The following is an 18,172-nucleotide window of genomic DNA, read 5'->3' on the forward strand; positions in this document are numbered from 1 at the left end:
GGCAAATTCGAAAAAGGCGCGGGATCAACCGGGCTGGAAAGAGAGCAGGCATGGGTAGTACCCCAACCCCGGTGCATCCGGGAGGGCAGAGCGATTTTTTCGTCTGCGATTTTTTTGCGGCCGTCCCGAAACACGATCTGGCGACGATGGAACACCCGCTGTTTTCGCTCTCCACGCGACCGGACCGGCGGATCTTGAATTACATCCATAATGACGCTGAAATCACCATCACGCCGAGCGTGAAGGGGCGCGCGACGATCTTTGATGCGGACATCCTGATCTTCTGCATCAGCCAGCTGATGGCGGCGATCAACGCGGGCAAAAAGACCGCGCGGCATCTGACGCTCACGGCGCATGATCTGTTGCTGGCGACGGGGCGGGAGACCTCGGGGGATGGGTACAAACGGTTGCGTGATGCGTTTGAGCGGCTGGCTGGCACGCGCATCACCACCAATATCGTCACGGGCGCGCATGAGACCACCAGCGGGTTCGGCCTCATTGAGAGCTGGGAGATTGTGCGGCGCACGCGGGCAGGGCGGATGGTCAGTGTGAGCGTGACCCTGTCGGAATGGTTGTACCGCGCGGTGCTGAGTAAATCGGTGCTGACGCTGAACCGGGACTATTTCAATCTGCGCAAACCACTGGAACGGCGGATCTATGAATTGGCGCGTAAGCACTGCGGACGCCAGCCGGTCTGGCGGGTGTCGGTTGAAACGCTGCTGAAGAAATCCGGCTCGCAATCGCCGCGCCGCGTGTTTCGCGCCATGCTGCGCGACATCATCGCGCGCGACCCGCTGCCTGATTACACGTTGAGTGAGGAGGAGGGCGACATCATCGCGGTGCGCCCGCAAGCGGTGGTGGATCTGCCCGAACGCGCGCCGCAGCTCTCCAGCGATACGCTGGAGGCGGCACGGCGCCTGATGCCGGGCGCGGATGTCTATGCGCTGGAAGCCGATTGGCGCGCGGTCTGGGCAGCCAGCGGCGCGCCGAGGTTGCGTTCACCAGATAAGGCGTTTTTGGGCTGGGTGAAGAAGTACTCTGGTTCACCTTAAATCGGCAAATTTTTCTGAATTCAATATTGGATCTGGTGCCGCTTATACGATTAAACTTTACACAGAAGCCTCCGGATCAAAGGCGCGGGGGTCTACCAGGAGGGCGGCGATCCAGCCGGCGATGAAACCACCCAGGTGCGTTTGCCAGGCCAGTTGCCCGCTCATCGCCCACCACAGGACCAGGTTGAGCGCGACCAGAAAACCGATCGCCTGCGCCACCGGCAACAGCCCCTGGCGGAAGGTGAAACGATCCACATACATCCAGGCCAGAAGCCCGCCCGCCAGACCAAAGAGCGCGCCTGATGCGCCCACCATGGGCTGCAAGCCCGAGGCCAGCAGCGCATAGCCCGCCGCGCCGCCAAAAATCGACACCAGATAGAGGATGGCAAAGCCGCGTACGCCGACCCGGTCGATGACGGCAATGCCCAGCGACCACAGCGTGATCATATTGACCACCAGATGCGCCAGGCCACCATGCAGAAACCCGTAGGTGAGGAACATCGCATAGGGCTGGCCGGTGTAATTGGGCGTCCACCCCGTCAGCAGCCCCGGCCAGAAACCACCGTATTCATAGGTCATCCCGCGCAGTCGTTCATGGCCGAGCAGCCCGAAATCCGCCAGCGTCAGCGTGATTTCCAACCCGCAGCACAAAAGGATCAGCGCGATCAGGACACGCGCGTCCGGGCGCGGCGTGCGGCGCGGCAGAAAGGAAGCGGTAAAGGGCATGGTATCCTTGGGCATCATCTATCATGGGCACGCAGGCCCGGGCTTGGCAAGGTCTGAGCCTTAGGGGTTCCAGGTGAAATTGCGCTGCAAGCCCACAAAAACCGTATTGGCGCTGCGGTCCGCTTCATCATCGGCGGAAATAAGCGTGTGGGACACACCGCCCACCAGGCCCCAGTCACGGGTCAGCGCATATTGATAGGACAGGCCGAGATTGACGCGCTGCCCGTCTTCGGCACCCGCGCCCAGCTCGTTACGATTGAAAAAGGAAAAATCCGCGCTCAGGCTGGAGAGGGTATTGATCTGGCGGGTGTAGCCGGCGCGCAGGGAGGTGTTGATCTCCTCGCGGTTGTCGCTGTCGGTATTGACCGATTGGGACAGGCCCAGGGTGATGCGCGATGTGGAGAGCGCATAGGCGTAATCGACGTTCATTAGCGGGTTGATCCCGCCGTCCTGGCTGCGCGTGGCACCGAGGGAATAGGATAGCACCGCCCCGCCTGCGAAATCCCGCGAGCGGTTCAGGCTGAGCGAGGTGCGCCGCCCGGAGGAGTTGGTCGACAGCTCAGAGTCCAGAGACACCCCGATGCTGCCGGTCTTGAGCGTTTGCGTGAGGCTGCCGCCAAAGCTGAGCCCCTCATCCACGGCGTTTTCTTCGCCGCTGCGCTCAATGCGGTCCTGGCTGAGGAACAGATCCCCCAGCAGCGTTGGCGTGATCAGCAGTTCCGCCCCCGCCCCGAACCCGGTGGTCTTGCGGTTCGTGCCATTGCCCTGCGCATCGAAATCCCGGTATTTCGTGGTCAACCGGGTGGTGATGCGCGGATCGATGCGGAAATCCAGCTGTGCGGAGAGGTCGAGCGTATTTTCATCCGTCAGGTCAGGATCACTTGTCCCGCTGAAGGTTCGTTCATCATAAGACAGATCAAAGCTTGCCCCGATTGGGGCATCCCGTCCCACAGCACCGCTCAGATCAAACCCGTAGCTTTGCCGGGTGCCGGTGCTTTGATTGATGATGCTGCCGTCACTGGCAAAATCATCCGCCAGAAAACTGCTGCTGACATCGGATTCGCGGTAGCGCAGGGCCAGCCCGACACTGGCGCTGCGCGTGGCGCGCTCATAGCTCAGCTGGGCAAAAGGGTTGGTCAAATTCGAACTGGCCGTGCCCTTGCGCCCTTCTTCGATGTCTGTCCCGAGATTAAGCGCGAAATTCTCCAGCGAGGTCGCGCTTTGCAGCCCAAACCCCAGCACGGTGCGCCCAAAGAAATCAGCCTCGCCATCGGCCACAAGATCGGGGTTATCACTATATTCCAGCCGCTGGGTGATGTCGAAACTGGCGATGATGCCGGGGGGTAGGGCCTCCTGTGCATGGGCCATCACGCCAATACCGCACAGCGCCGCAAACGCACCGATCCTGCGGTACGTGCTGCCTGTATTACTGTGCCTGCGCGAATGGGTCTTATTCGAACAGACGCCGTTCCGGTACCAGAATGACATCTCCGTCCTTCAGCTCGATCACATTGCTCGCGGTCCCTTTTGCCAGGGCCTTATAGTTGAGCGTTATCACGTTTTGCACGCCGGTTTGCGGGTTCGTGCGGCGCACCTGAATGCGCTTGATGGCGGCAAAGCGCGTCACGCCACCGCCCACGGCAATCGCCTGCAACAGCGTCGTGCCGGGCTCCACCGAAATCACGCCGGGGGTATTCACCTCGCCCAGAAAATAGACATCGATCTCCCCGTCCTTTTCGACATCGGCCGCATTCTGCGCGGAAGGGGCGACGGAGACAAAAACGGTTGGCGGGTTCGAGAAATTCGACTGGATGGCCGTTGTCACCGCGCTCTGGATTTGAACGGCATTACGCCCGGCCGCCAATATGGTGCCGGCAAAGGGGAAATTGAAACGCCCATCCGGCAGTACCACAACCGAGCGGTTGAGGCTGCTGTCCTCCAGCACCTCGATGTTGAGACCATCTCCGGGCTGCACACGGTATTCTGATTGCGCATGGGCCAGGGTGGCCACCAGCGCCAACATCAGCCCCGCCAGTAAATTTTTGACATTTTGCATCGTCATTTCTGCTCCATTGCAGCTTTGCGACATCATCCATCGCCCGCTCTCTTATGGAAAGAACAGATTGATCAGATGTAAAAATTACTCGGGAATGTAGTTATGGCGTCACATTGCGACAGGGGATCGACAGGGAAAGCGGTTCATATCCCCAGGTCGCGCACCCGTTCCAGTGTCGCTCAGACCCACAAACGAAACTTAATTTTCTGTAGCCCCGCCCTCTGAGGCGGCGATGAGGGCGCGCGCCTCGATGATCTGGGCGCGCTGATCATCTGGCCCGGCGATCTGAACCGCCTTGCGGAACTGGGCCATGGCCTCTTCGGGTCGCTCAAGGGCTGCGTAGGCCTTGCCAAGGTGATATTGCACGACCGGGTCATTGGGCAGCCCTTGTGCGGCACTCTCCAGATAGGGCAGCGCCTCGCCGCTTTCCCCCCGCCGCTGCAGGATCCAGCCGAATGTGTCCTGCATCGCGGGAATATCCGTATCGCGGAAACGCCGCGCCACGGCCCAGGCCCGCTCCAGGCTGGTCTCATCCGTGCGGTAGGTGGACAGCATGCTGGCCAGGTTATTGGCGATCACAACCGAGTTGGAGTTGCGCGCATAAAGCGCCTCATAGATCTCGATGGCCCCGTCGATATCCCCGGCGCGTTCGCGGTAAGAGGCGCTCGCCCAGAGCAGATTGGCATCCTCCGGAGCGGCGACAAGGGCTTCGTTGATGATGGCATTGGCGGCGTCATCCCCGTCCTGGCGTTGGGTGACGCGGGCCAGTTCCAGCCACACATTGGCCGCCAGCGGTTCCGCCTCCAGAATATCGCGATAGGTGGTGATGGCGGCCTCAAGGTTGCCATTGGCCGCTTCCACGGAGGCGGTAATGGCCTGAAGCGCCAGATTATCGGGGTTTTCGCTCAGCAATTCACGCGCCAGCGCCAACGCGCCCGTGCTATCCCCGGTCGCCAGCCTGACACGCACCAGCTCGACCTGATTGCTCAGCGTGGCATCGGCGGAGGAGGCGATCCCTTCGAGATAGGCGATGGCTTCATCGACGCCATTATTGGCGCTGATCCACTGCGCCTCGAGCTGGCGTGAGGCCTGTTGGGCCGCTGGCGTGTCGATATTTGCGAGGGTTTTGAAAACCTGCTCGGTGCGGCCCATATCTTCCATGCGCAAATAGAGCTGCCCCAAGGTGGAGAGCAGCGCCACATTCTGCGGTTGCAGGCGCAGCGCCGGGATCAGGATGTCCTCGGCGGGCAGGTAGCGTTCCTGGCCGATCAGCTGTTCTGCATAGCGCAGGCTTTCTTCGGGCGCATTGCCGGAGGCTTCCACCGCCAGGGCGAGGAAATCCTGGGAGAGTTCCGGGCGCCCCGATCTGGCATAGGCCTCCGCCATCAGCCCCATGGCCTGCGCATCATCGGGGGTGCGGTCCAGGGCGGCGCGCAGACTGTTGATCGCGCCATCCGCATCATCGCTGCGGATCTGCCAGGAGGCCTGCATCTTGAGCGCCATCGGGTGGCCTGCATCCGCGACCAGCACCTCTTCGACATGGGCGCGCGCACCAACCTCATTGCCCGTGCTCAGCATCATACGCGCCAGTGCGATCTTGATGTTATTGGTCTGCTCGGAAGGCTCGGCGGTTTCCAGAATTTCTTCGAGATCGGCAATCGCCTCATTCTGCTCGCCCTGGGCAAAGATGATCCCGGCGCGAATGACCTGAAACGGGACCGGATCCTCTTCCTCGGCGATGGCGGCGTCAAGCTCGGCAAGGGCGGCCTCCGCGCCCTTGACCTGCAACAGGTAATTGATCAGATCGGCGCGCGGGGTGTTATCCCCCTCGGCGGCGGCGACGGCCAGCTGGCGCAGAAAGGCTTCGGCGTCCTCTTGTTGGTCGCGTGAGATGTAGAACTGCAACAGCATCTGTTTGTTTTCAACGTCATCGGGGAAGCGCTCCACCATCTCCAGGAGCTGCGCCTCGAGCCCCTCCATATCGTTGTTCTGCAACAGGATGTTCAGGCGCTGGCGCCAGTAGAGTATATTGTCGGGCTCGCGTTCAATGAGCCAGGCCAGGGCCTCCATGGCCTGATCCAGCTCGCCGTTGAGCAGCATCGTATCCAGCACCAGCTTGCGCATCATGACGCTGTCGGGCAGCGTGTTCAGCAATTCCTGTGCGGCGCGCGCCTGTTCGCGCCGTCCCGGCTCGTCATCAGCCAGAAAGGCCTCGCGGTAAGCCAGCGCAATCGCAATGGCGCGCACGCGCGGCGCGTCCGCGTCCAGCTCGACGGCCTTGGTGCCATGGCGCTCGAATTCTTCCCAATTGGTGCCGTCAAAGGCCAGCTCACTCAGCAGGATACGGGTTTGCAGATCATCGGGGTATTGTTCGGCGAGCCGCAGAAACTGGCCATAGGCACCGCGTCTGTTGTCCTGCTCTTCCAACATCGTGCTGGCCAGCAGGAAACGCGCTTCCCGGTGGCTGCCGTCAAATTCAAAGACATTGCGCAACTCGACGATGCCGCGGTCGTAATCTCCCGCTTCGATCAATTCCAGACCGCTTTGATAGAATTCCTCGGCACGTTCCTCGGAGGATTTGCACGCACTGAGCGTCAACGCGATCACCAGCATGATGGGAAGGGTTTTGAACATTCCGAGCTTGCGCACAGTCAAATATCCTCTTTGAGAAAAAATCACTGTCAAACTCTATGCTACCGCAGGTTCGGATGCCAGAGCCAGACAGGGGTGTTTTAATCACAATTCCCTAACCATGTGTGATGCTATGCGCGCACAGAGGCCTTAGGGCCCGCAAGGGGGGGTGTTCAGTACCCCGTGCCGCGCAGGACAACCCTGATGGTGCGCAGCAGGATCACGAAATCCGTCTTGAAGGAGACGGTTTCATCATAAAGATCGTCATAAAAGACGCGATCCGCGAAGCTGCTGCTGTTGCGCTCTGAGATCTGCCACAGACCGGTCATGCCCGGACGCAGGCGGTAATAGCCTTCGCCGTCATAGCTGTCTTTCTGGTTCACCATCATCGGGCGGGGGCCCACAAGCGACATCGTGCCGTTCAGAACGTTCCACAGCTGGGGCAGCTCATCCAGCGATGTTTTGCGCAGGACACGGCCCGCAAAGGTGATGCGCGGATCCTGCTTGAGTTTCTGGGTCATATCCCACTCAAGACGGGCGGCGGGGTTTTCGGCCAGATAGGACTCCAGCAGCTCATCCGCATTATGCACCATGGTGCGCAGCTTCCAGATCCGGAATTCACGACCATTCTTGCCGACACGCATCTGCGAATAGAAAGGGTTGTGCCCATCCAGCGCGATGAGAAAGGCCATGACACCTACGATCAGCGCGACAAGGGGAAGGGAGATCAGTGTCAGGGTGAAATCGAAAATCTGCTTGGTCTTGTTACGATATCTGTCGGATCCGGTTTTTTTCCGGGTCTTTGGCTGTTCAAGTCGCCCGGTCCGTTCTTCGATATCCGCAAGATGCGGCGAAAAATGCAATGTCATATACACTTCCAGGTCAATACCTGGCTCCAAATACTTTTACACAAAACGCACACCATATCCTCAGCAGTAAAAACACGCTTTAAAAAAATGGCTTCGATGTGGTCTCGCGTCATCTGTAACACCTTGCTCGGGGTTGCGCATAGCCCAGAGACACCGGTTTGGTAAATTTTTCGAAAAATTCCTGAAAATTTTTGCGATCCTGAGTTTTTCACCCGCACAGGTAGAAAATACAGTTTTTCAAATGACTATTTCATCAGCAATCGGTATCGATTTTTCAATTCTGGCGGCACTTCAGGGCAGATTCCGAATCATTCACGTTTCTGGCATCCGGGTTTTCGGTCTCGGGATCAGATCTATTGTTGTTCTCGTGCAGGCAAGATTGCTTTTAAATATATACCTTTTGGCAACAAAGCCGGGGGTAATAAGATGTGGTAAAGAGGGGGTGGGGTCATTAGATCCCTGCCAAAGGTACCCAGAGAGGACGAAGTTCCCGCGCTATGGCCGCTGAACTTTACAGTGCACATTTCGGATTTAGCGAGCGACCGTTTTCTCTGTCGCCCGATCCTGATTTCCTGTTCCTGTCCAAGGCGCATGCGCGCGCCTTTTCCGTGCTGGAATACGGGCTGATGACCCATGCGCCGCTGACCATGCTGACCGGCGAGGTGGGGATGGGCAAGACCATGCTGTTGCAGGCCTTGTTGCGCAATATCGATGAGGACATCACCTTGGGGCTGGTCTCCAATGCCCAGGGAGACCGGGGGGATTTGCTGCGCTGGGTGCTCAATGCGCTGGACGTGGCCCTGCCGCAGGACACCGATTACGTCTCGCTGTTTCAGCATTTCCAGAATTTCGTGGTGCAGGAATACGCCGCCGGACGGCACGTGGTGCTGATCATCGACGAGGCACAAAACCTCGGCTCGGAAATGCTCGAAGAGCTGCGCATGCTCACCAATATCAATTCGGGCAAGGATGAACTCCTGCAGATCATCCTGGCCGGGCAGCCGGAATTGCGCACCCTGATCGCCCAGCCCCAGCTGCGCCAGTTTGCGCAGCGCGTGACGGCGACCTATCACCTCAACCCCTTCAGCCGTGCCGATAGTGCCGCCTATATCCGCCACCGGTTGCAACAGGTGGGGGGGACGGGCGATGAGATCACCGCCGCCGCCATCAGCCACATCCATCATGAAGCCGAAGGGATCCCGCGCTCGATCAACAAGCTATGCGATCTGGCGCTGGTTTACGCCGCGAGTGCAGGCAATACGGTTGTGGGCAAGCCGATCGTCAATGAATTGATCCGGGACGGGCTGATCCTGAAACCCGCCCCGCCGCTGTTGGTGCTGACCGAGCGGGTGGATACTTCTGAAAAGGCCGCGGAATGAACCTTGATCTGACATTTTATTGGAAACTGCTCGTGCGGCGTTTGCCGGTGATGGCGATTTTCGTTCTGATCGGCTCCGGTCTGGGGGTGGTCACGGCGCTGAAACTGCCCGAAACATGGTCCACCGAAGCACGGCTTCTGGTTGAGGCGGCGCAGATCCCGGATGAGATGGTGCGCTCCACCGTGCAGACAGATGTCATAGAACAGCTTGATATCATTCAACAAAGACTGATGACCCGCGCCAATCTGATTGATATCGCCAACCGCTTTGACGTCTTTGAAGATCTGCGCGAGATGGAGCCGGATACGGTTGTTCAGGAGATGCGCGCCGCGACCCGCGTGCGCCGCACCGCCGGGCGGGATCAGGCCACCTTGCTGAGCATTTCCTTTGTAGCGCGCTCCGGCAAGATCGCCGCAGATGTGGTGAATCAATATGTGACGATCGTGCTGGAGGAAAACGCCAGTTTTCGCATTTCGCGCGCCGAAAGCACCTTGCAGTTCTTTTCTCAGGAAGTGGCAGATCAGGAACGCGAACTGAACGCCCAGAGCGTGCTGATTTCCCAGTTCAAATCCGACAATATCGAGGCGCTGCCAGAAAATCAGAGCTACCGCCTGGGCCGCCAGACCCTGTTGCAGGAACGGCTGGAGCGGCTGGAACGCGAACGCAATGTCTATGAGGCGCAGCGGGATGATCTGGTGCGGGTCTATGAAGCCACAGGTCGGGTGCGGGCGGACGCGGGTCAGCCCGCCTTCAGCGCCGATGAGCAACGTCTGCGCGAGGCGGAGGCCCAGCTTAATCAGGAACTCTCCCGTTATTCCGAAACCCACCCCAACATCATCCGCCTGCGCGGTCTGATCACACGGTTGCAAGACAGCGTCACCGCAGAAACGGGGGTCGCCTTGACCCCTGAGCAGGATATTTCTGCTGAAGAGGCGGTTTTGAATACTGCTTTGTCAGAGATCGATACCCGGCTGGAGTTTATCCTCAACGACATCGCCAGAACGAGCGCAGAGCTTGAAGAACTGGCGACAGCCATCAACCGCAGTTCCAACAATGCCATCGCGCTGAATGATCTGGAGCGGGAATATCAGATCATCGAGAGCCGTTATAACGCAGCCGTGGCCAATCTGAACGCCGCCCAGATGAGCGAGCGCATCGAGAGCACAGCGCAGGGCCAGCGCATCAGCGTCATCGAGAACGCCATCGTGCCACAGGTGCCGACCGGGCCGAACCGGCCCAAGATCGCCATTGCCGGGATTGGCGCGGGTCTCGGGCTGGCGGGGGCGTATTTTGCCTTGCTGGAATTTCTCAACCGCACCATCCGCCGCCCCGCCGAATTGGTCAGCCGCTTCAACATTACCCCGATCGCGACGATCCCCTATATGGAAAGCCGCCGCCGCCGTCTGATGCGCCGCGCCGGCATCATCGGGGCGACAGTTTTTGTGTTGATAAGTGTTCCTTCGGCACTTTGGTATATCGACACCCAGTATATGCCTCTGGAACTCCTGGTTCAGAAGGTTTTGACCAAGCTGAGGCTGAGTTAAGTTAAAGGTACGTATAGAGTATGGAAAAACTGCAAGCCGCTTTGGAAAAAGCCCGCAAGGCACGGGGCGCGGCACCGGCAACGGTGCGCCAGAAACCGCGCAGCGCGCCGCCAGACAGTGACCTGGCGCAGGATGATCTGTGGGGGGCGATCCCCTCATTTGAGGTCTCGGACACGCATCTGCATGAACAACGTGTCGTGACCCGTAACGCCGGGCCCAGTGCCGCGCCCTTCGATATTCTGCGCACCAAGGTTCTGTTGCAAATGCGCCAGAACGGCTGGAAGCGGCTGGCGATCACCTCGCCGATGCCCAATTCGGGCAAGACCACGACGGCCTGTAACCTCGCACTGGGGCTGGGGCGGCAAAAGGATCTGCGCGCGATCCTGATGGATCTGGATCTGCGCGACCCCTCGATCCATTCGTTCTTTGAGACCGAACCCGCCCATGGGATCGGCGATCTGCTCAGCGGGCGCGCGTCCTTTGGCGAGCAGGCCCTGCGGATCGGGAATAACGTGGCCTGCTCCATGGCGCGCAAATCCGAGAGTGATCCCACGCAATTGCTGCTGGCCGAAGAAACCGTCGAGGTCATCGACCAGATTGAGGCGACCTATAAACCCGACATCATGATCTTTGATCTGCCCTCCTTGCTGGTAAATGACGACACGCGCGCGTTTTTGCAGAACGTGGATTGCGCGCTGATCGTGGCGCGCGCCAACACCACCCGCTACAGCCAGTTCGACACCTGCGAGCGCGAAATCAGCGAGCAGACCAATGTGCTGGGTACCGTGCTGAACGCCTATATGAACATCAATACGGTTTCCGAGCAGGGCTGAATGTAAAACGCGAAATAATAATGCTCACAAAGAAAGCGGTGTGGAGATATCGAGCAGCTTGGCCGGTATTGCCCAATATGTCCGAGCGCGAGGTATTTCGCCACAACGGTACCCGCGCAGGGGATACCGTTGTGGCAGCCGGACGATTTTTTGAAAAACTCTGATCTCACTGACAACAGGTAATTAGGCCAACCATAGCGCTGTGCGACCGCATTCACAGTAACCCCCTCAACCAGCGTCTCAGCCACAATCCGTGCCTTCACATCCTGCGTCAGCGGGAACCACCACTGCCCGCGTCTGTGAGAAACTCAATGTACCATCCATGGAGAAATTCCCTCAAATCCATGAGGCATGGAATCGCAGAATAAACGCGGCATCGGAAGGTGGGGTCTAAGCTGTGGTCTTGCCACGTTTTAGTTCCGGTCTCTTTCGAGCAATGTTTGCTATGAAGGAGATAGAGAATGGCACCGAGATACACAGACGAGTTTCGTCTTGATGCAGTACGCATCGCAACGACCAGTGGGCTGACACGACCGCAAGCGGCAGCGGATTTAGGAGTTGGGCTTTCGACGTTGAACAAGTGGGTTCAAAAGCATCAGCATGACAACCTGATGTCGGGTCCTCACGAGGATGTCGAGAAAGAGAACGAACGCCTTCGCAAGGAAGTTCGGTTGCTTCGCGAGGAGAGGGAAGTGTTAAAAAAAGCGGCAATCTTCTTTGCAGGCCAAAGTCGGTGAGGTTCGCCTTTATCGACGCCTGGAAAGAAGAATGGCCTGTCGAATTTCTTTGCCGCGTCATGCAGGTTACGTCGCGAGGATTTCGCGCGTGGCGAAGCCGCCCGATGAGCCAGCGACAGCGCGACGATATGGTGATCCTGGCGCATATCCGCGAACAGCACCGCTTAAGCCTGCAAAGCTATGGCGGGCCTCGCATGACCGAAGAACTGCAAGAACTGGGTCTGCAAGTTGGGCACCGGCGCGTGGGCCGCTTAATGCGGGAGAATAGCATCAAAATCATCAGGACCCAGAAATACAAGGTTACGACCGACAGCAATCATGCGTTTAACATCGCCCCTAACTTGCTGGGCCAGGACTTCTTTGCAGATGGTCCAAACCAAAAGTGGGCCGATGACATTTCCTACATCTGGACCAGTGAGGGCTGGTTGTATCTGGCAGTGATCCTTGATTTGTATTCCCGTCGTGTCATCGGTTGGGCGGTTAGCAATCGTATGAAGCGGGATCTGGCGATCCGAGCATTGGATATGGCTGTGGCACTGCGGCAACCGCCGAAGGGCTGCATGCATCATACGGATCGCGGGTCGCAATATTGTTCAGGCGACTATCAGAAACGGCTGTCTAAACACGGCTTCCAAGTTTCGATGAGCGGTAAGGGAAACTGCTACGACAATTCCATGGTTGAAACGTTCTTCAAATCACTCAAGGCAGAGCTGATTTGGCGCAACCGCTGGGAAACCAGGCGTAAAGCCGAAGGGGCGATTTTCCAGTATATCAATGGGTTCTACAATCCACGACGGCGGCACTCGTCATTAGGTGGCAAAAGCCCCTTGGCCTTCGAACGAAAGGCTGCCTAAATGAGTTGAGAGACCGGAACGCAACCGCGACAAGACCAGCCTTCCCAACACACGCAACTTAGTGATAGCTAGCAGGGCTCAAATTACTCAAGCGCTCGACGCGCTTGAGTACGAGGTGCTACATTTCTATGTTCATCCAGCTCAGGTCCTCTGTATCCAGACCCAGAAGGGTGATCCGGTCATCGCCGTTGGAGAGCACGAGATTACCATTCTCCATGCTTGCGGCATCTTCCAGTGTCTGACCAGCAGAGAAGAACGCCGTCAGGTCCAGGCTGTCTTCTTGAGCAAAATCATTGATCTGGTCGTCACCATCACCGATGTCGAACACAAACTGATCTTTGCCCGCGCCACCGACCAGAATGTCATTACCCACACCACCGGCCAGAATGTCATTACCCACACCACCGGCCAGAATGTCATTGCCCTGCCCACCATAAACAACATCATCGCCTTCATCAGCAATAAGCCTATCATTTCCGAGATTCCCGTGAATGACATCATTACCGCTGCCACCGTCTATCGCATCATTACCATTGCCGCCGAAAAAAGTATCATTTCCGGCATGTCCGAACAAGCGATCATCACCTTCATTGCCATACAAGGTGTCATTCCCGGACTCGCCGATCATCATATCGTTACCAAGGCCTCCATGCATGGTGTCATCGCCCAAGCCCCCGAAGAGTTGGTCATTCCCGGACTCGCCGGACATCCAGTCATTCCCCCTCCCGCCGTAAGCCGTGTCATCACCCTCACCGGCATAAATATAGTCGTTCCCTACCCCGCCTTCGATATAGTCACTGCCGATACCACCATGAATGTGGTCGTTGCCGTCTTCTCCATATATGCTGTCATTGCCCATCTGACCGATCAGACGATCATCGCCCTCATCCCCGTATAGCGTATCATCACCGAAGCCTCCGATCATGTGATCGTTACCAGCGCCCCCTGAGGCAAAGTCATTGGCCAGACCTCCAAAGAATGAATCATCTCCACTTGTGGCCACGATTTTAACGGCCTGCGTCACAATGGCCGCATCATGCATATTAAAATCGGTTTGTCCTATCTTATACAGGCTGTTGCTGACCAACTGAACGAGCTCAGAGAATTCATATACGTTCTTAGAATAGCTCAAATAGCTGGGAGTTTCCTTGGGAGTACCAAGGTCAAGGTTCTGTGCGATCGTTGAGCTGGCCCATATTGTCTTTATGATGATCCCTCCGTTGTTCCCGCTCAAATCATCGATTGCGACAGTATCATGGTCGGCACCGTTCTTGATCTGGCCACCAGCGAGTTTGCCGGGCGTGAAGACTGCAGGCTTTGGATCAGGCCCAGGTGCCGGATCAACAACCGATGCCAGGACGAGTGTACCGTCGCCTGATTCAACCAGTTCAGACAAGATAACGAGCTGTTCATTAGCAAAAGCAAGCTCTTCGATATTGATCAGGAAATCGCTGCCATCCGGGCCCTCGACGCGGTATCCATCGCCCTCAGCCCGCACGGTATAATCAGAAAATGCTCCTGCAAATACAGCCCGGTCGAGGCCATCCCCTCCGTTCAACCCATCATTACCCTCACCGGCAACCAGAATATCATCGCCAGCCATGCCCAGCAGATAATCGTTCTTGTTGGTTCCGATTAGCAAATCGGCATTTTGTGATCCGTCATTTACCAGACCCTGCTGAAATTGGCTTCCATCGCGGTCATCTGCCCACCATTCAGTTGTGTCACGGTTCAACTCTTCGAGCGCCTCAGAACGTGGCGTGGAATCTTCCAGCCCGGCATAAAGCGCCCATGAGCCATACTTGTTAGGCGACGCGATATCGCCATGCTGCATAAAAGGTCCGTCGCCAATTTCTGCCCAGACATCCCAGAGTTCACGGTAAAGTTGCCCCATCTCTTCGCTGCGCACGAAATCGATCATAAAATCCTGTAGGATGTTGATATCTTCGTGAGTCAAGTCTCTTATGGCGAATGCGTGGTGAACGTGTTGCCCCCCCTCGTAAGCTGAGAGTTTGAGTCCGTACTTCTCCGCCAGTGCGGCATTCTGTGCCAGAAAATTCGCAATCTGTGGAATGGATGAATCGTAGGAGGGATCCATCAGCTTGTCGGCCAGATAAGCTGTAGCATCAACGTCAGGATCTTTGATTGCTGCGATTAGTTCTTTCCGCAAATTAGCGTCGCCAACAGTCGCATTACCAAAGTAAGTCGTTATGGCCAACTCCTCGAAGACCGTGGCGGGATCCACATAATTTTCTGGCTCATTTACTTTCCAGGTTTCAGCATTTAGCATGCGTTCCGTCATCCACGTATTGACAGTCTGTGAGCCAAGGACATTGATCAGCCGCGCGTCGGCCTCACTGCCAAAAATGTCTTCCCAGATCAGGGCAGTTTCTACGGATTTCTTGACGTAGTAGTCGTTATGTGCTGGTGTGCCCCATTCGTCCTCAGATTTATCATACAACCATCTGGTTTGTTGAAACGCCCAGTTCCAGGCCTCGTTTGAATATTCCACCTTGGCCTTTAGCTCCGGATCTAGATTATCACGTACATAGGTCGCAAAGTTACGGATATACTCTTCATCAGCTGTATGCGGCATCGTGAACCATGGGTCCGCACCTAACTCATTGGCCAGCTTGACCATATATTCGACCGGCACGCCGGCATCCCAGAACATTCCCTCTGGGGATGAACGTTCCTGCCAAGACGTCAAGGTGGCGTTCGATGTTTCCATCCAGCCCACAAATCGCAATTCGCGGGCGTCCTCAATTAGTTCTAGCCAAGCAGGGTTGTAAACCGCACCTGCCTCATAAAGAGGCAGGTTCTTTTCAGCAACTACCGTAACGTCACGGATATAATCGCCAGTACCATCAGGATCGGTTGAGTGTATCCTCATGAACACATTACTGCCGTTCATGTTTTCATAGACGATCCGACCGGGCTCATTGCTGATGATGCGTGCATCACCGGTCATGACCACATCACCTTTTCCTTCATACTCTAATACGTAGACGCCCCGAACATCCTCAGCGAGATCCAGTTCGGAACGGCTTGACCATTGCCAAAATCCAACCACGTTGGAGACTCCTTCAGGAATTTCCTTGACCCAACCGTTTTCATCCAGATAGCCGCCGTTTTTGAACTCATCATAGCTGAAGCTTTCTCCCCCGCCCTTCATATCCCCCCACCAGGGACGCATGGATTTGGCGACATCTAGGAATTGCTGCACCGGTGCGTAATCCTTGAAATGGTCAAGGTTATACGCCAGCGTCGGATTGCTATTGCCAAGAGCGTTATTAGCCTGTGCTAGTTCTGTTCCGTAAGCCATTATGTAAAGTCCCAATATTAGTCGCAGAATGAGTTTGAGTACCAAGTGCGGCAGGGCGTCATTAAGCGAGAAGTTGTGTGTGTTCCTTGGGCTCATCTATCCATTCCTCAGGTGGCGGCTTTGAGAAAGGAATACGGCCTTTATAAGGACGAAGCGATTATTTTGAATTAACCTCACAACTTGTTTTGACGTGGACACACCCCTGCCGGCGCGGATGATCAGAAGCGCAAACGGGATGAATCCATGGGTGATGTTTTGGAAAGCGGCACTAGTGCAATATATCCCGTATCGCAACCTTAAGTTGTTTTACTGGGCAACAATACACGTCTGTGCCTTATATGGCTGACCAGGCATGCGGAAAATGATCAACAAAACGCTGCATCCCGCCTTCCAAGCGGGGTCATGCAATGTCACAACGAACAGGAGAGATGAGATAGTTCAGAGAAGCTATCCTATTGAAATTTCGTGATAGATACGTTGCTCGATCATCTTTTTATCATGGATACCGCCTGTAGGTTCTTTACTTGGATACCCCCCTAGTTTCATTTGCGTCTGCAAGACCAGCCGGTACGTCGGATTTGGAACGAACCGGCGGTTATTTGCTGATCCGTGCTGCCTTGGGAGGCCATTGAGGATGAATTCCGTTGGAACTTTGGACATCACGGATTTCTGATATGCAGCAAAACGCGCACAAACAATGCCCATTTACCCCAGATCTGGGCGTAATACAGGGGTCGCTTATCCACGCATAAGCTGATGTGATGCCTCGTCTGGCATATTTTACGCAGCATTTCAGGGCTACGGTTGGAACGCCTTCCATTCACTCTTTGTCAATATTTTAGGGTCACGTTCACCCTGCGATCTTCCAGGGCGAAGGGCGCAATTCAAAACGACTTCGCCGATCGTCGACATGTCCTCAAACAGGCTGCCGTAAACCTATTATCAGCGGGATGTTGCAGAATGCGCCATCAAATGAATATTACGGCTGGGCGTCACGTTTTGTCGCGCGGAACCTGCCGGCCTGCGCGCGCCTTTCTGGCACGTCGCTTTTCGCGCAGCCATACGCGCCGGGTCCTGGTCTATTACAACGTCAGCCGGATCAGCTGGTCACAGATATTTCCCTTCGTATTTTACGGTGCCGAACTCGCGCGCGAATATGACGCCGAATTCCGGTTCGTTCCGGTCGACGCTTTACTGGAGGGGCGGGAGGTGCAAGAACGGGAAACAGATATCATTCTGATCCAGCCCTGGTTTACGACACCCGAGAATGTTCTTGATACGGCTCTCGACCGCTTGGCCACAGCACACCCCAAAGCAGAGATTTCCTTTCTGGATTCATACGCCCATAACGACTTGCGCTTGGCACGAACGGTTGATCCCTATATCACCCATTACTTGAAAAAGTCGCTCTTCAAGGATAAGAAGCTGTACTTCAAGCGATTCAGGGGCGATACAAACCTCCTCGATTACTATGGCAAGCTATATGGTCTGGAGTATGAACCGGTAGATTGGGCCGTACCTTATACGATCCTGCCCAAGCTGCGCCTGTCGCCGAACTTCCTTACCTCACCCCATTTCATCGCCGGTCTGTCGCGCCAGGAACAACCCGCGCGTGGGTCGCGCAACCTAGATGTCTCCGTACGTCTGGGCGGACAGGATTCCTATGGGGCCTATGCGGCGATGCGGTGCGATGCAGATACCCTGATGACGCAGATAAAAGGGATCACCCGGTCCCCGTCAAATATCGTGCCCTTCAAGGCCTATATGAACGAAATGCGCGCCTCGCGTCTGTGTTTCAGCCCCTTTGGTTTCGGCGAGCTTTGCTGGCGCGACATTGAGGCGATGATCAGCGGTACTGTGATGATCAAGCCTGATATGAGTCATCTGGAGACGCTGCCTAATCTTTATGAACCCGGCGTGACATATCTGCCGATGCGCTGGGATTTTGGCGACCGCGAAGAGGTCATCCAAGGGGCCCTTGCGGATGAAGGCCGCTGCACGGTCATTGCAAAAAACGCCTACGACCGAATGGCGAGCTATATCCGAGAGGCGCGGTTCGTAACGGATATGGGGTTCCTCTTCAGCTGAGCTTATAGCAAGCGATGGAGTTACACACTCTTCCCGGGGCATAGAAGGCACCAAGGTAGCGGGTTTCGAAACACTGCT

At 56.4% G+C, this 18,172-nt stretch carries 12 protein-coding genes; 6 read left to right on the forward strand and 6 right to left on the reverse strand.

What is annotated here, in order from left to right; genetic code table 11:
• Positions 1 to 50: 50 nt before the first annotated feature.
• Positions 51 to 1,052: a replication initiator protein A gene (locus ROLI_RS22085; protein WP_187431096.1), complete on the forward strand. Its 1,002-nt coding sequence runs from the start codon at positions 51 to 53 to the stop codon at positions 1,050 to 1,052.
• 57 nt (positions 1,053 to 1,109) lie between these two features.
• Here ROLI_RS22085 and ROLI_RS22090 read toward each other — a convergent pair whose 3' ends face one another.
• The 5 genes from ROLI_RS22090 to ROLI_RS22110 form a co-directional block, all read right to left on the reverse strand.
• Complete coding sequence (locus ROLI_RS22090; protein ID WP_187431104.1) at positions 1,110 to 1,793, reverse strand: rhomboid family intramembrane serine protease; 684 nt, start codon at positions 1,791 to 1,793, stop codon at positions 1,110 to 1,112.
• 45 nt (positions 1,794 to 1,838) lie between these two features.
• Positions 1,839 to 3,266 (reverse strand): hypothetical protein, encoded by a 1,428-nt coding sequence (locus ROLI_RS22095; RefSeq protein ID WP_187431097.1) that lies wholly within the window; start codon positions 3,264 to 3,266, stop codon positions 1,839 to 1,841.
• Positions 3,229 to 3,840 (reverse strand): polysaccharide biosynthesis/export family protein, encoded by a 612-nt coding sequence (locus tag ROLI_RS22100; protein WP_262386578.1) that lies wholly within the window; start codon positions 3,838 to 3,840, stop codon positions 3,229 to 3,231. The genes ROLI_RS22095 and ROLI_RS22100 overlap by 38 nt, the downstream gene beginning before the upstream one ends.
• A gap of 192 nt (positions 3,841 to 4,032) precedes the next feature.
• The gene (locus ROLI_RS22105) at positions 4,033 to 6,483 is read right to left on the reverse strand and encodes a tetratricopeptide repeat protein (protein ID WP_316247472.1); all 2,451 of its coding nucleotides are present in this window, start codon (positions 6,481 to 6,483) and stop codon (positions 4,033 to 4,035) included.
• A gap of 155 nt (positions 6,484 to 6,638) precedes the next feature.
• Entirely contained in the window at positions 6,639 to 7,334 is a 696-nt protein-coding gene (locus ROLI_RS22110; protein WP_187431099.1) for a sugar transferase, read from the reverse strand.
• 497 nt (positions 7,335 to 7,831) lie between these two features.
• Here ROLI_RS22110 and ROLI_RS22115 point away from each other — a divergent pair, with 497 nt between their 5' ends.
• The 4 genes from ROLI_RS22115 to ROLI_RS22130 all read left to right on the forward strand — a co-directional run bounded on the left by ROLI_RS22115 (position 7,832) and on the right by ROLI_RS22130 (position 12,681).
• A complete protein-coding gene (locus ROLI_RS22115) occupies positions 7,832 to 8,713 on the forward strand; it encodes an ExeA family protein (RefSeq protein ID WP_187431100.1) in 882 nt (293 codons plus the stop codon).
• The gene (locus ROLI_RS22120) at positions 8,710 to 10,257 is read left to right on the forward strand and encodes a chain length-determining protein (protein ID WP_187431101.1); all 1,548 of its coding nucleotides are present in this window, start codon (positions 8,710 to 8,712) and stop codon (positions 10,255 to 10,257) included. Before ROLI_RS22115 ends, ROLI_RS22120 begins: the two co-directional genes overlap by 4 nt.
• 20 nt (positions 10,258 to 10,277) lie before the next feature.
• Positions 10,278 to 11,090, forward strand: a complete 813-nt coding sequence (locus ROLI_RS22125) for a CpsD/CapB family tyrosine-protein kinase (RefSeq protein ID WP_187431102.1) — start codon at positions 10,278 to 10,280, stop codon at positions 11,088 to 11,090.
• Between the two features lie 461 nt (positions 11,091 to 11,551).
• Positions 11,552 to 12,681, forward strand: a protein-coding gene (locus tag ROLI_RS22130; protein WP_338469156.1) for an IS3 family transposase whose coding sequence is annotated in 2 segments (ribosomal slippage) — positions 11,552 to 11,798 and positions 11,798 to 12,681 — 1,131 coding nt in all. Because the reading frame shifts where the segments join, the coding sequence is not laid out codon by codon here.
• 118 nt (positions 12,682 to 12,799) lie between these two features.
• On the opposite strand, the gene ROLI_RS22135 is transcribed toward ROLI_RS22130, so the two are convergent.
• Positions 12,800 to 16,006 (reverse strand): calcium-binding protein, encoded by a 3,207-nt coding sequence (locus tag ROLI_RS22135; protein WP_262386610.1) that lies wholly within the window; start codon positions 16,004 to 16,006, stop codon positions 12,800 to 12,802.
• Positions 16,007 to 16,978: 972 nt separating this feature from the next.
• Here ROLI_RS22135 and ROLI_RS22140 point away from each other — a divergent pair.
• On the forward strand, positions 16,979 to 18,094 hold the full coding sequence (locus ROLI_RS22140) for a glycosyltransferase family 1 protein (RefSeq protein WP_262386611.1): 1,116 nt from the start codon (positions 16,979 to 16,981) through the stop codon (positions 18,092 to 18,094).
• The last annotated feature ends 78 nt before the right edge of the window (positions 18,095 to 18,172 follow it).

Source organism: Roseobacter fucihabitans (assembly GCF_014337925.2).
Classification (GTDB): Bacteria; Pseudomonadota; Alphaproteobacteria; order Rhodobacterales; family Rhodobacteraceae; genus Roseobacter; species Roseobacter fucihabitans.

What these genes read in the sequence shown, in the direction of transcription:
- ROLI_RS22125 (WP_187431102.1), top strand. Translation starts at nt 10,278, where the DNA reads ATGGAAAAACTGCAAGCCGCTTTGGAAAAAGCCCGCAAGGCACGGGGC.
- ROLI_RS22120 (WP_187431101.1), top strand. Translation starts at nt 8,710, where the DNA reads ATGAACCTTGATCTGACATTTTATTGGAAACTGCTCGTGCGGCGTTTG.
- ROLI_RS22090 (WP_187431104.1), bottom strand. Translation starts at nt 1,793, where the DNA reads ATGCCCAAGGATACCATGCCCTTTACCGCTTCCTTTCTGCCGCGCCGC.
- ROLI_RS22095 (WP_187431097.1), bottom strand. Translation starts at nt 3,266, where the DNA reads ATGTCATTCTGGTACCGGAACGGCGTCTGTTCGAATAAGACCCATTCG.
- ROLI_RS22100 (WP_262386578.1), bottom strand. Translation starts at nt 3,840, where the DNA reads ATGACGATGCAAAATGTCAAAAATTTACTGGCGGGGCTGATGTTGGCG.
- ROLI_RS22110 (WP_187431099.1), bottom strand. Translation starts at nt 7,334, where the DNA reads ATGACATTGCATTTTTCGCCGCATCTTGCGGATATCGAAGAACGGACC.
- ROLI_RS22085 (WP_187431096.1), top strand. Translation starts at nt 51, where the DNA reads ATGGGTAGTACCCCAACCCCGGTGCATCCGGGAGGGCAGAGCGATTTT.
- ROLI_RS22135 (WP_262386610.1), bottom strand. Translation starts at nt 16,006, where the DNA reads ATGGCTTACGGAACAGAACTAGCACAGGCTAATAACGCTCTTGGCAAT.
- ROLI_RS22140 (WP_262386611.1), top strand. Translation starts at nt 16,979, where the DNA reads ATGAATATTACGGCTGGGCGTCACGTTTTGTCGCGCGGAACCTGCCGG.
- ROLI_RS22115 (WP_187431100.1), top strand. Translation starts at nt 7,832, where the DNA reads ATGGCCGCTGAACTTTACAGTGCACATTTCGGATTTAGCGAGCGACCG.